The sequence below is a fragment of the Zunongwangia profunda SM-A87 genome (genome assembly GCF_000023465.1).
Classification (GTDB): Bacteria; Bacteroidota; Bacteroidia; order Flavobacteriales; family Flavobacteriaceae; genus Zunongwangia; species Zunongwangia profunda.
In genome coordinates this window covers 2,613,235-2,628,282 of the sequence record NC_014041.1, presented here as the reverse complement: position 1 = coordinate 2,628,282, position 15,048 = coordinate 2,613,235, and the positions used below count along the sequence as shown (strand labels likewise).

The window sequence follows — 15,048 nt, the reverse complement described above, 5'->3', positions numbered from 1 at the left end:
CGAAGATAAGACTCCGCTTCAAAAAAAGTGTTTTAAAATGCAGAATCTGGATTGTAAACTTTCGAGCTTAAAATTATTAAAACTACGTAAGAACCTATAAGCACTTAAAAGGAATAACTTAACACGAAGAATTTTAACTTATATAATTTCCAGTTCTTTAGAATGTTTTATCGCCTGCTGACTGTTTTTAAAATAGCAGGTACTCACATTTAAGCTTTCGATATTATTTAAAACTTCTTTGATCTCTTCTTTCTGTTCTTTGCCGGTTTGTCGAATATAAATCGATTTTACATTTTCAGGATAAGTTTTACAGATTCGCTCGTAAATATGAACGTCTTGCTGCGAATCGTCTCCCAGTAAAACATATTCTAAATTTGGATAAAATGAAATAATATCTTTCACCTTCTGAAATTTGTGATCGTGATTTCCCCTTCCCGTTTTAATAAAATCTGAAATTCCGGTTTTTATCTTTTTCAGTTTAATCACAGCCTTTGGCAAATCGTGCATTTCAGCAAATTCAACAATAAAATCATATAAATTCCATTCGCTACTGGAAACATAGAAGAAAGAATTTGAAGCCTGTTCACTATCCTGCCCTGCTTTGCTTAAAGCTTTATAATGATCTACCACATCTTCAAAGATCTTTCTACGATTAACATTTTTTGATAGCATCACATATAGCTTTTTAAAAAAGCTATTACTATGGGAAATTAAAAAGGTATCATCAATATCAGAGATGATTCCAAGCTGACTATCATAAGGCTTTAATAACTCCCCTTTTTCTATAATCCCAAAATGATCTTCCATTTTAGCGACTACCTCGTACTCATGCCACCCGCTTTCTAAATCTTTTTCAAAAGGAACAGTAAACCTAAAATATCCATCTTCCATGGTTTTAGTTTTCCATTCTTTTCCTTTAAAATATAAATGAAGCTCGTAATTAGATAATGGTTTAATTCTAAATTTATGGATAATAGCTGATGTATGTTTTATTCCTTTACGGTCTAAGCGATATTTATCGGGAGCCCAACTTTTAAATAGATGCCCAAACACCACCAATTCTTTATCATTTACATAGCCGCGGTAAAGTTTTAAGTCAAGTTTCAAATTTTTTAGTTTTTTATAAAGAATAGCCTAACTCCAAATTAGTTAATTTTAATCGCAATTATATAGATATGGCAGACTTTAGGAATATTTTAATGGTCGTAAACCCAATTTCGGGCGGAGAAGAGAAAGAGGATCTTATCAAGGAAGTACGACAGGCAGTAGAAAAAAATAACTACAAATTTCATCTTTTTAAAACTACCGGTGAAAACGATATCCCAAAAATTAAAGAGGAAATCGACCAAGTTCAACCAGAACGTGTTCTTGTAGTGGGTGGAGATGGTACGGTAAAAATTGTTGCCGAAGCCTTATTTCATAAGGATTTGCCCATAGCAATTTTTCCTGCAGGTTCGGCTAACGGGCTCGCACTAAATGTTGGAATTCCAGAAAATAGAAAACAGCAAATTGAAGTTGCCATGGGTGATCATTTTACCAATCTGGATGTTTTGCAAGTGAACGACGAGTTATGCCTTCATTTAAGCGATATTGGCTTAAATGCCGAGTTGATCAAAAATTACGAATCCGCATCTATTCGGGGTAAGTTTGGCTATTTAATGCAATCAATCCCAACTTTAGTTAGAAGCAAGTATCCATATGAATACGAAGTTGAAATAGATGGTAAAGTCTATAATCATAAAGGAATAATGCTCGCTATAGCCAACTGTCAAAAATATGGCACAGGAGCTAAAATTAACCCTGAAGGACGACATGATGATGGAAAATTTGAAATTGTGATCTTTAAAAATTTAGATATCACTGAAATTTTAGGCACCCTAAGAGAAGATGTAAAATTTAATCCAGATTTTGCTGAAACCATTTCTACCGAACAGGCTATAATTAGTTGTAAAACGCCTATTGCTTTCCAAATTGACGGCGAATTTATCGAAAATACGCAGAAAATTGAGGTCAAAATTGCCGAAAAGAGTCTAAAAATAGCCGTAAAATAAGATTAATTCTATTTTTTTTTGATAGTTTTCAACAATTTTAAACATAAACGTTATAATTACGCTTATGTTTTGTTAAAATCTGCTGAAACCGCATCAATATTGAGATTATACAAATAAGTGTTAAAAACACACAGTTATGATTTTCAAAGTAAAACACTATAAATTTTTAATTATTCATAACCTATAACCTTTCGCACTTCATAATTATTGATTTTTGGTTTGAAATTTTATTAAATTTACATCTGGAAATTATAAGGTTTAGTTAATCAAACTGTAAAATTATTTTTATGAAACAAGGATTATTAAGGATCAGTTTGTTCCTTATAGCCGTACTGAGTTTTTCATTTGCAAAAGCGCAAACGGTTTCGGGAACAGTGACAGATGGCTCTATGCCGATCCCAGGAGTAAACATTCTGGTAAAAGGTACTTCTAATGGTACCACCACAGATTTTGACGGTAACTTTACTCTAAACGATGTAGCCAGTGATGCTACGCTTGTTTTTAGTTTTGTTGGTTTTGCTCAGCAAGAAGTTAAAGTAAATGGTAGATCAACTATCAATATTACTATGTCTGAGGATGCAGCAGCGCTAAGTGAAGTTGTCGTGATCGGTTATGGTTCTACCACCGTTAAAGATGCAACAGGTGCCGTAGCAACCGTTTCTGCCGAAGATTTTAACCAGGGGGTTATCTCTTCACCTGAAGAATTAATTCAGGGGAAAACTGCAGGATTACAGGTAACAAGTACTAGCGGTGAACCTGGTGCGGGCGTAAATATTAGAATTAGGGGTACCACCTCTGTTAGAGGAGGCAATAACCCTCTATTTGTAGTAGACGGTGTACCTTTAGCCGGTAGCGACACTTCTTCTGGAGGCACTGATGTTGGTTTTGGATCGAGTTCAGCTAAAAACCCGCTTAACTTCCTAAACCCCTCGGATATTGAGAGTATGAGTGTTTTAAAAGATGCTTCGGCTACCGCTATCTATGGTTCGCGTGGTGCAAACGGGGTTGTTATTATTACTACTAAATCCGGTCGGGGAAATAAAGGTCGTGTAGAGTATAGTACAACGACCAGTGTTGCAAATGCTGCGAATACCTATGACCTGCTAAACCGTGATGAATTTTTAGAAGCCGTAGAGGATCTTGGGAACGATCCCGACGCAATAGATTTTGGTGGAGATACAGATTGGCAACGTGCTGTATTAAGAACTGCTTTTTCTAAAAACCATAATCTTTCATATTCTAATTCCTATAAAACAGGAAATTATCGCGCGTCTTTAAGTTATGCTGACCAGGAAGGAATTATAAAAAATTCTTCTATGGAAAGAATTTCGGGTAGGGTTAATTTTAACCAGCGTTTATTTGATGATCGCTTAAGCCTAAATTTACAAACGACACTTTCTCAGGTTAAAGATGAAAGAGCTCCTATCTCTAATAACGCTGGGGCTTCTGGTGATTTACTGGGAGGTGCCTATCAATCAAATCCAACATATCCTGCAGATCCAGATTTTCAATTACCAGGATTAATTAATCCTTTGGCTTTATTAAAATACAATCAGGATAAAACGGATACCGAAAGACTACTGGTAAATTTTTCTGCGGAATATGATATCTTTTCTGATTTAAGTGCAAAAGTTAACTTAGGCTATGACAAATCTGAATCTGATCGTCGTGCCTCTATTTCTCCAGACATCCTGGGAATTTCCGGAGTACCAGGGAACGGTCGCGCTAACTTAAATGAAATCGATGCTACAAACCGCTTAATGGAGATCACTCTTAATTATAAAAAACAATTCGAAAATTCAAAAATAGAAGCACTGGTAGGATACTCCTTTCAAGACTTTGAACGTAAAGGTTCTAATATTAGTGGGTTCGGTTTCGGAACGTCTAACCTTAATACCATGGCAGATAACCTAGAATATTCCAGCAATATCCTTGCGTCTAATATTTCTGGTTCTTATCAGCAATATGGTTATAGTTCGGAAGGTTTTTTCGTAAATCGCTTGTTTCCTGAAATTGCAACCGATAATTTAACAGCTCCTTCAGGAATAAACGTGAATTCAGTTGCATTTGATTCTTTTAATACTACAGATGAACTTCAGTCATATTTTGCCCGTGTAAATTATACGCTATTTGATAAGTATATTTTTACGGGAACGATACGTGCTGATGGATCTACTCGATTTGGTGGAAATAATAAATACGGTTATTTTCCCTCAGGTGCTTTTGCCTGGCAAATGGCTGAAGAAGATTTTATTCCGGATACCTTTTCTACCCTGAAATTCAGAATAGGTTACGGAGTTACCGGGAATCAGGAAATTCCATATAATCAGTACGAGCAACGTGAACGCTATTCCGGTATAGGAATTGGCAACGGAGGTAATATTGTAGTACCCGGTACTTCTTTAGTTTCTTTTGCAAACCCAGATTTAAAATGGGAAGAAACAAGCCAAACTAACCTGGGATTGGACTTTGGGTTTATGAGAGATAGACTAAGTGGATCTTTAGACTTCTATTATAAAAATACTACAGATCTTCTTATTCAGGTATTCTCGGCCCAGCCATCACCTCAGCCTTTTGTGTATCAAAATCTGGATGCTAATATTATAAACAAAGGAGTAGAATTTAGCATTGATTATAACATATTCCAAACCGAAGATTTTTACTGGAATTTTGGATTTAATGTAGCTTATAATCACAATATGGTGGAAGACTTTGATGGTATTATCGATACAGGCGAAATTAATGGGCAGGGACTTACAGGCGCATTTGCACAGCGTTTAGTAGGTGGATATCCTTTATTCTCATATTATCTAAGAGAATTCACCGGTTTTGATGAAAACGGATTTAATACTTATGAAGGTGGAGATATCGACAACCAAACGTTTGTAGGTAAAAGTGCGCTACCTAAAACCAACTTAGGAATATCTACCCGCTTTGAATATAAAAATTGGGATCTTTCAGCTTTCTTTACCGGTCAGTATGGATTTTACGTCTATAACAATACCGCCAATGCTTTTTTTACCGCAGGTACACTTAGCAATGGTAGAAATGTAACTCGCGATGTTGTAGGTAATGGAGAATCACCTTTAAATGCTCCAGATGTATCTACCCGATTTTTAGAGCGCGGTGACTTCTTAAGAATGCAAAATGCAACATTGGGATATAATTTTAATTTTGATGAAAACAGTATTTTTAATTCCCTTAGACTATACTTAACAGGGCAAAATCTGTTTTTAATTACAAACTATTCCGGTTTGGATCCAGAGGTAGATACCAATAAAGCTTTAAACAACGTTCCTTCTGCGGGGATCGATTACACCTCTTACCCAAGGCCAAGAACTTATACCTTTGGACTGAACGTTACATTTTAAAAAAAGATTATGAAAAAAAAATATTTATATAGCACAATATTGGCAGGAGTACTTAGTATTTCTTACTCTTGTACCAATTTAGAACTAGATGATACCGACTCTATTTCAAGGGATGCAAGTGGTGATGGATTTAATGGGGTTGAAAATGTAGAAAGTTCTCTTACCAATGCGTACAATTCCATTCAGGGTCATTTACAAACTCAGGAAAATTTATACGCATTACAGGAAGCAACTTCTGATGAATTGTTAATCCCTACTCGAGGTACAGATTGGGGAGATAATGGAGTTTGGCGAACTTTGCACCAACACACCTGGGATGGTACCCACCGTTTTATTTTAAACACATGGAATAATTTTAATTCGAGTATTTACTCCAGTACCGAAATTATTGAAACCGAGAATGCTAATGCTCAACAAATTGCCGAAGCTAAATTTTTAAGAGCTTTTAGCATGTACTGGATCATCGATTTATATGGGCAGGTTCCATTTAGAAAGGTTACTGAGGGTCCAGATGTTAATCCGCAAATTATGTCTCGTACTGAAGCTTTTGAATTTGCCATAAAAGATCTGGAAGAAGCATTGCCAAATTTACCCTCAACCGCTCCTGGAGAAAACACTGATAGAGCAAGTAAAGCGGCAGCACATTTTTTAATGGCTAAATTGTATTTGAATAAATTCATTTATTATGGGGAAACCAGTGCTTCTCCAGAAGATATGAATGCAGTTATCGAACATGTAAATGCTGTAATGAATGAAGGTTTTGCTCTTCAAAATGGTTTTTTTGAAATTTTTGAACCTGAGGTAACCGAAGCTGATACAGAAATTGTATTTAGAGTTAAGTATGGAGCAGATGCCAGAATGTGGTCTACTCTTCATTATAATCAAACCACACCCGATAATACCGGAGGTGGATGGAACGGTTTTTCAACACTTGCAGAATTTTATGATCTATTTGAAGGCGATCCACAAATTAACACTCCTGGGTCTGGACAGGAAGAACGTAGAGGCGCTGTTCCACTTAGTGGTGATGAACCGGGCACTAATATCGGACATGGATTCCTAATTAACCAGCAATATGCTATGGATGGATCAAAATTAACTGATAGGGCTGGTAATCCATTGGTTTTCACCAAACAGTTACCGGGTTTAATCGGGAATAATGAAAGAAATGGAATTCGCGTATTAAAATATCACCCCTCAGATGGAGCATACCCAAATAACCTGATTGTATTTCGATATGCCGATGCTCATCTCATGAAAGCTGAAGCTGTAATGCGTGGTGGAAATGCGAACCAATCTGCATTAGAACTTGTAAACCAATTAAGAACGATTAGGGATGCTTCTCCCCTTTCAAGCCTAAGCGAACAAGATTTGCTGGATGAAAGAGGTCGCGAACTTTATATAGAATTTTGTAGAAGACAGGATCAAATTAGATTTGGAACTTTTAACTCTAGCTGGGAGCTTAAAGACAATACTGAAGAGTTTAGAGTTTTGTTCCCCATTCCTTCTGTAGCTTTAACTTCAAACCCAAATTTAGCTCAGAATCCGGGCTATTAGGCTTAGGCAAGCTTTTAAGAGACTTAAGAGGCGGTTATCCGTCACTTAGGTCTCTTTTATTTTAATTTTTTTCTTTACTTGAAGTTTTTAATCAGTATAGTCCAATAATGAATAAATTATTATCGATTACAGGTTTATCCTTCTCCAAACATTTAGGTATCGTAGTGCTATTTTGTTTTTTATATAGCTGTAAAAAAGATGCTGATACTCAACATGAGAAACCTATAGATTTTTTATTTACAGAAATGCCAGCGGATTCTACCGGCATTTATTTCATCAATCAGGTTAAAAACGAAAAAGAATTCAATATTTTCAGATACCGTAATTTTTATAACGGTGCCGGAGTAGGAATAGGAGATATTAATAATGATGGTCTTCCCGATGTGTATCTTACTTCAAATATGGGTAAGAACAAACTATATCTTAATCAGGGCAATTTTAAGTTTAAAGATATTTCTGAAACATCAGGTTCGCAGGGAGATAGATCCTGGTCTACCGGGGTAACAATGGTAGATATCAATAATGATGGTTTACTAGATATTTATGTTTGTAATGCTGGGAACATTGAAGGTGAAGACCGTAACAATGAGCTTTTTATCAATAACGGGGATCTTACTTTTACAGAAAAAGCTTCTGAATACAACTTGAATGAAAATGGTTTCACTACCCATGCTGCTTTTTTTGACTATGATCTGGATGGTGATTTAGATGTTTATATCCTAAATAATAGTTTTATTCCTGTTGCCAGTCTTGGTTATAACAACAAAAGGGATCTGCGTGCTAAGGATTGGAATTTACCTGATGTTTTTAAAGGTGGTGGAGATAAACTATTACGAAATGATAATGGAAAATTTACGGATGTTAGCGAAGAAGCCGGCATCTATGGGAGTCTTATTGGTTTTGGCCTTGGAGTAACTATTGGCGATATAAATAATGATATGCTTCCAGATATTTATGTTTCTAATGATTTTTACGAACGTGATTACCTGTATATCAATAATGGGGACGGAAGTTTTCGAGAGGACATCAAAAATCAGGTATCGCATTTAAGTCTATCTTCAATGGGAGCAGATATGGCAGATATCAACAACGATGGATTACCTGAAATTTTTGTAACCGATATGCTTCCCGAAGCAGATGAACGCTTAAAAAACACCAGTGAATTTGAACGTTTTGATCTCTATAAATTAAAGGAAGACCGAGATTTTTTTCACCAGTACATGCAAAACAGCTTGCAATTAAATAATGGCAATAACAGCTTTTCTGAGATTGCTTTTTATAGTGGTGTGGCACAAACAGATTGGAGCTGGGGCGCTTTAATTTTCGATATGGATAATGATGGTTATAAGGATATTTATGTGAGTAACGGCATATACCATGATCTTACCAATCAAGACTTTATGGATTTTTTTGCGAATGATATTCTTCAGCAGATGGTACTCACTGGTCAAAAAAAAGAATTTGATTCTATTTTAAGCGAAATGCCAAGTACTCCTATTCCCAACTATGCCTTTAAAAATAATGGTGATTTAAGCTTTTCTAATGTTACAGAAGATTGGGGATTTGGTAAACCTAGTTTTTCTAATGGATCAGCTTACGGAGATTTGGATAACGACGGAGATCTGGATATTATCGTAAATAATGTGAACATGGATCTATTTGTTTACCGCAACGAAACAAATAAAAAGAGAAATCATAACTGGACTAAAATCCAGCTAAAAGGCAGTAACAAAAACACCTTCGCCATTGGTAGTAAAGTGATCGTATATACCAAAGAAAAACAGTTAACGCAACAGCTCATTCCTACTCGTGGATTTCAATCCTCCGCAGATTACAGCCTCACTTTTGGCCTGGGACCTTATAAAAAAATAGATTCCATTCGTGTAATTTGGCCTGATAAAACTTCTTCTTTAAAAACCGGTGTTGATAGTAATAAACCTGTGGTTTTCGATCAGGAAGAATCTGAAAAATATAATCTTCCAGAATCGCAATCTGAGCAATATTTTAAAGAAATCGTATCCAATTTCAAACCGCACCAAGAAGATAATTATGTAGACTATGATTACGAAGGTCTTATTAATAAAATGCTCTCCCGGGAAGGGCCTGCAATCGCCGTTGCCGATATCAATAATGACGGAAACGATGATTTTTATATTGCTGGCGCCAGAAACCAGTCGGGTGTGCTTTATCTTCAGCAAGCCGATGGTAAATTTTCACAAAGCATTTTGGACGACACTGAAAATTCAAAACTTGTTGAAGAAACCGGCGCAATTTTTATTGATGTTGATAATGATGATTTTAAAGATCTTATTATAATTTCTGGAGGAAATAATATTTATGCTGAAAAAGAACAGTATGAAACTCGAATTTATCTAAACGACGGTAAAGGGAATTTCAGTAAGGCCAATTCGGCACTACCTATTAATAATCAAAATGCGGCGGTTATCGCAGCCAACGATCTTGATAATAACGGAAGAACTGATTTTTTTATTGGGTACCGTAGTAAACCCGGAGTTTATGGTGTAAATCCAAAACATCAATTGCTTAAAAATGAAGGAAACGGTAATTTTAAAACTTTAGATACGTCCATTTTAGATAATCTAGGAATGATTACCGATGCCAAATGGACCGATATTGATAATGACGGCAAAGCAGAATTGATCATTACGGGAGACTGGATGGCAACGGCTATTTTTAAATTTAAAGACGGAAAATTAATTAAATTAAACTCTAATCTTGATGAATATTCAGGGGCATGGAATAGCATACATGTGGCTGATATAAACAATGATGGTCTAGCAGATTTAATTTTGGGGAATCGGGGCACCAATTCTTTTTATAATGCCAGCAAAGAAGCTCCTGTTAAATTGTACATCAATGATTTTGATAATAACGGTACTGTAGAGCAGATTTTTACACAACGAATTGAGGATAAAGATGTTCCTATACATTTACGCCGAGAGCTATCAGGGCAGATTTCTTCAGTAAAAAAGCAAAACCTAAAATTCTCTGAATATGCCACAAAATCTATAGATCAGTTATTTTCCAAAGAAGTTTTGGACAAAGCTTTAGTAAAGGAAATTAGAAGCTTTAAGAGTATTATTGCAATCAACAAGGGGAATGGAAATTTTGACATTAAGGAAATGCCAGCCAAAGCACAATTTAGTTCTATTCATGCAATCGAAAGCCTTGATGTAAATAATGATGGTAATTTGGATATAATTATCGCGGGTAATGATTACGATCTAAAACCTCAGTTTTCAAGATTAGATGCTAATTACGGACTTGTTTTAATCAATGACGGAAATGGTAATTTTAGAGCGGAATCTTCAGAAAAAACCGGCTTATTTTTTAAAGGACAGGTTCGGGATCTAAAAATTATTCAAAATAAAAAAGGTGAAAGGTACCTGTTGGTAGGAATTAACAACGAAAAACCAAAACTGTACAAACTCCAGTAATGAAAAAACTTGGGTACATATTGATTTTTGCTGTTTTAGCGGCCTGCTCTAAAAACGAAAAAGTTCAGGAAACCGCCACTCCTCCCCTTTTTAAAGAATTAAACACTCAAATCACTAATCTTGATTTCATTAATACACTTACGCCAACCGATAGTCTTAATATTTTAGATTACCTGTATTATTATAATGGCGGGGGCATTGCAATTGGCGATATTAATAACGATAGCCTGCCGGATATTTTTCTTACAGGAAATCAGGTTGCCAATAAATTATTTTTGAATAAAGGAAACCTGCAATTTGAAGACATCACAGCAACTGCCGGAGTCGCCGGAAATTCAGATTGGAACACCGGTACAGCAATTGTCGATATCAACGGTGATGGACTTTTAGATATATATGTTTGCGCTGTTGTAGGCATTAACGGACTAAAAGGGAAAAATGAACTTTTTATCAATAATGGTGACGGAACTTTTACCGAAAAAGCAGCCGATTTTGGTTTAGACTTTCAAAATTATAGCACCAACGTCGCATTTTTCGATTATGACAATGATGGTGATTTGGATATGTACTTATTGAATCATGCTGTACACACTGTAAACACTTATGGCCCTGCTGATATTCGAAAAAAAAGAAATGAAAGAAGCGGTGATAAATTACTGAGAAACGATGGAACCCATTTTACCGATGTCAGTGAAGAAGCTGGAATTTATGGTGGACCAAATGGTTACGGACTTGGAATTGCGACAGCTGATTTTAATAATGATGGATTTACCGATATTTATATTAGTAATGACTTTCATGAAGATGATTTTTACTATCTGAATAATGGTGATGGAACGTTTACCGAAAGCCTTAAATCTAAATTTGGGCACACCAGCCGGTTTTCTATGGGAAGCGATGCTGCTGATGTAAACAATGATGGATTTTTGGATATTCTCACTTTAGACATGTTACCTGATGATGAAAAAGTTATCAAAGCGAGTATGGGTGACGATTCCCCAGACATTCATAAAATGAAAATCGAAAGGCTACATTATCACGAGCAGTTTAGCCGTAATATGCTCCAAGTAAATCAGGGTGGTCAATACTTCCAGGATTTAGGTTTAATTAGCGGTCTTGCCGCTACCGATTGGAGCTGGAGCGCACTCTTTGCAGATTATGATTTAGACGGAATACAGGATGTTTTTATTTCAACGGGAATTCCAAAACGCCCAAATGATTATGATTATATAAAATATGTCTCCAATAATCAGGTTCAAAAAGAACTCACTAAAGGGAATAAAATCGATAAAAAAGCAATCCAGATGATGCCTTCCGGGGCAGTAGCAAACCGTATCTTTAAAGGTAGCAAGAACCTGAATTTTAAAGACCGTTCTGGCAACTGGATCTCTAAAGATAGTATTATGAGTACCGGCTCGGCTTATGCCGATTTCGATAATGATGGTGATCTGGATATTATTACCAATAACATCAATGCACCCGCAAGGATTTATGAAAATTTAATCACTAAAAACAATAAGAATTTTCTAAAAATAAAACTTAAATATAAAGCTCCAAATATTCAGGGTATTGGGAGTAAAGCAATTGCTTATCAAAATGGAAACCGACAAATAAAACAATTATTCACCACTCGCGGCTTTCAATCGGCTTCAGAAGCAATATTGCACTTTGGTTTTCCTGATACAACAAAAATCGATTCCCTTTTCATTATATGGCCAGACAATTCGGTTCAAAAATTATCGAATCTTAAGCTGGGTAAAAGCCTTTACATGACCTCAAAAGAGAACCTTGAAAAGGTGAATTATGCCGAGTTATTCCCGAGGAATAGGCCATGGTTTAGTAAAATCGATTCTTTACCTGGATTAGATTACGAACATAAAGAAAATCGCTATCAGGATTTTGATCGCCAGAAATTAATTCCTTATCAAATTTCAGATCGTGGACCAGCCGTTGTTGTAAAGGATATTAATGGGGATGCAAAAGAAGATATTTTCTTCGGAAGTGCGAAATTCGAAAAATCAGCGATATATTTTCAAACTAAAAATGGCTTTGAAAAACAATCAATTTCGGCTTTAGAAAACGACGCCCCTTCCGAAGATATTTCTGCAATTATTGAAGATTTTGATCACAATGGGGAAAATGACCTGCTTGTAATTTCCGGTGGTGGAGAATATTATGGCGAAAACAAGGCTTTATTAGACCGATTATATCTTCAACAGGATAAAAAATTCAGTAAAGTTGAATTCCCGGAATATTTTGAAAATGGTAGTGTTGTAAAAGCAGCCGATTATGATAATGATGGTGACTTGGATCTCTTTATTGGTAGTGCAGCGGTTTCTAATGATTTTGGTAACATTCCACAGTCTTTTTTATTAAAAAATGATAATGGAAGTTTCAGTATTGATAAAGAAAATAACCTGGGGAAAATCGGGATGGTTACCGATGCGATCTGGACTGATTTTGATAAGGACGGGCAAATCGATCTTATCGTAGTTGGAGAATGGATGGCACCCAAGTTCTATAAAAATCAAAAAGGAAAACTTATAAGCTATAAAATCGACCATCACTTAAAAGGCTTATGGCAAAGCATTGCTGAATTTGACATAGATGGTGATGGAGATAAAGATTATTTACTGGGGAATTGGGGATTAAATACAAAATTAAAAGCAAACAGGGACAATCCGCTTAAAATGTATTATCTTGATTTTGATGCGAACGGAAGTACAGAAACCATTCTCGCTCAGGAAAAAAACGGAAATTATTATCCTGTGAATGGTTTAGATATGTTGGTAGGACAATTAGCTTATTTAAGGAAAAAATTCACCGATTATAAAAGTTTTGCAGGAAAAACTATCGAAGAAATTTTTGATAAAGAGCAGCTGGAAAAAGCTGAAATTTTGAAAGTAGAAACCTTGGCTTCTGGATATTTACTAAATGAAAATGGGAATTTTAGTTTTAAAGCGTTTAAAAATCCGTTGCAAGTAGCCCCAATAACCGTATTTTTAGAACACGATTTTAATAAAGATGGTAAAACAGAAGTACTTGTTGGTGGTAATTACTTTGGTACCATACCATACCACGGCAAATTCGATCAGCTCGCCGGCATTATGCTACAGTCTGTCGACACTTTAATGGAAGCCAAAGATCTTGGTATTAATTTTACGCAAAAAGCAGTAATTAGTTTCAATATACTAAATTTGGAAGATAGGGAATACCTATTAGTGACCTATAACAACAATAAACCAGAAGTTTATAAACTGAACTAAATATGAAAAAAGTTCTAGTATTACTTTTAACGATATCGTTATTCACAGGATGTGCCGATGAAAAAAGCGCATCTAAAGAATCTGTTGCGATAAGTGCGAATAATTATCACGAAGCTTTAGATAAGATCACCAACATCATGGTGCATGATATATTCTCTCCACCGGTAGCAAGCCGAATTTACTCCTATTCTAATCTTGCTGCTTACGAAATTGTAGCGCAGCATAATCCGGAAATGAATTCATTAACAAAAACTATAAATGCAGATATAGAAATCCCTGTATTAGATACAACGAAAGCTATCGATTATAGAATGGCCGCTTTAATCGCACAATTGGAAATTGGAAAAACACTTATTTTTTCTGAAGTTGAAATTAGCGATTACAGCGATAGTTTATTTGTAAACTGGAAAAAAAATAATGAGGAAATCTTTATTAACTCTGAAGCTTACGGCATGCTGGTAGCGAATGTTTTTAAGCAATGGATTGATAAAGACAATTACAAACAAACGCGAACAATGCCCAAATTTTCGGTGTATACTGAAGATGTTTCCAGGTGGCAACCTACCCCACCCGCCTATATGGATGGGATAGAACCGCACTGGATGAAAATAAGGCCTTTTACCTTAGACTCTGCTTCACAATTTAAACCAAAAAGCCATCCTGAATTTTCTATGGAAGAAGGTTCACAGTTTTACAAAGAATTGATGGAGGTTTACGATGTGAGAAACCAGATGGAAGAAACAGGAAACAAATCTGAAGAAATGGCGATTGCTAAATTTTGGGATTGCAATCCTTATGTTTCTACACAACGTGGACATTTAATGTTTGCCACCAAAAAAATTACACCGGGTGGTCATTGGATTGGTATCACGAAAGTGGCTTGTAACAAGGCCAATCTAGACTTCGATAAAACCGTTTATGCGTATACTACTACGAGTATGGCAATTGCTGATGCTTTTATTAGCTGTTGGGATGAAAAGTATCGTAGTAATCTTGTACGCCCTGAAACATTGATCAATAAATTTATCGACGACCAGTGGAAACCGGTTTTACAAACGCCACCGTTCCCAGAGTATACCAGTGGTCACTCTGTAGTAAGTGGAGCTTCGGCAGAGGTCTTATCAAAACTATTTGGAGACCAATTTCAGTTTTTAGACGATACTGAAGTTCCTTATGGATTACCAAAACGGGAATATGCCTCTTTTAGAAATGCAGCCAAAGAAGCGGCTTTAAGTAGACTATATGGTGGCATTCATTACCGGGCGGCTATAGAAAATGGTTTAGATCAGGGAATATCTCTGGGTAAACATGTGATTAATACGCTAGAGGTAAAAACGCTATAATC

Annotated in this window: 7 protein-coding genes and 1 pseudogene; 7 read left to right on the top strand and 1 reads right to left on the bottom strand. The window is 35.8% G+C overall.

Annotation, left to right across the window (positions count from 1 at the left end; translation table 11 throughout):
* Window positions 1-138: 138 nt before the first annotated feature.
* Complete coding sequence (locus tag ZPR_RS11645; RefSeq protein ID WP_013071874.1) at window positions 139-1,107, bottom strand: App1 family protein; 969 nt, start codon at window positions 1,105-1,107, stop codon at window positions 139-141.
* 68 nt (window positions 1,108-1,175) lie between these two features.
* Between ZPR_RS11645 and ZPR_RS11640 the strand changes: the two genes are divergently transcribed.
* The 7 genes and pseudogenes from ZPR_RS11640 (at window position 1,176) to ZPR_RS11615 (ending at window position 15,046) form a co-directional block, all read left to right on the top strand.
* On the top strand, window positions 1,176-2,051 hold the full coding sequence (locus tag ZPR_RS11640) for a diacylglycerol/lipid kinase family protein (RefSeq protein WP_013071873.1): 876 nt from the start codon (window positions 1,176-1,178) through the stop codon (window positions 2,049-2,051).
* A 287-nt stretch (window positions 2,052-2,338) separates the two neighbouring features.
* The gene (locus tag ZPR_RS11635) at window positions 2,339-5,422 is read left to right on the top strand and encodes a SusC/RagA family TonB-linked outer membrane protein (protein ID WP_013071872.1); all 3,084 of its coding nucleotides are present in this window, start codon (window positions 2,339-2,341) and stop codon (window positions 5,420-5,422) included.
* A 9-nt stretch (window positions 5,423-5,431) separates the two neighbouring features.
* Window positions 5,432-6,079 (top strand): annotated as a pseudogene (locus ZPR_RS24055) (RagB/SusD family nutrient uptake outer membrane protein); the annotation flags it as partial.
* Complete coding sequence (locus ZPR_RS24050; protein WP_394329745.1) at window positions 6,074-6,979, top strand: RagB/SusD family nutrient uptake outer membrane protein; 906 nt, start codon at window positions 6,074-6,076, stop codon at window positions 6,977-6,979. The pseudogene ZPR_RS24055 and the gene ZPR_RS24050, both read left to right, overlap by 6 nt.
* Window positions 6,980-7,086: 107 nt before the next feature.
* Window positions 7,087-10,437 (top strand): VCBS repeat-containing protein, encoded by a 3,351-nt coding sequence (locus ZPR_RS11625; RefSeq protein WP_013071870.1) that lies wholly within the window; start codon window positions 7,087-7,089, stop codon window positions 10,435-10,437.
* Window positions 10,437-13,703, top strand: a complete 3,267-nt coding sequence (locus ZPR_RS11620) for a VCBS repeat-containing protein (RefSeq protein WP_013071869.1) — start codon at window positions 10,437-10,439, stop codon at window positions 13,701-13,703. The genes ZPR_RS11625 and ZPR_RS11620 overlap by 1 nt, the downstream gene beginning before the upstream one ends.
* Before the next feature lie 2 nt (window positions 13,704-13,705).
* Complete coding sequence (locus tag ZPR_RS11615) at window positions 13,706-15,046, top strand: vanadium-dependent haloperoxidase (protein ID WP_013071868.1); 1,341 nt, start codon at window positions 13,706-13,708, stop codon at window positions 15,044-15,046.
* Window positions 15,047-15,048: the final 2 nt, after the last annotated feature.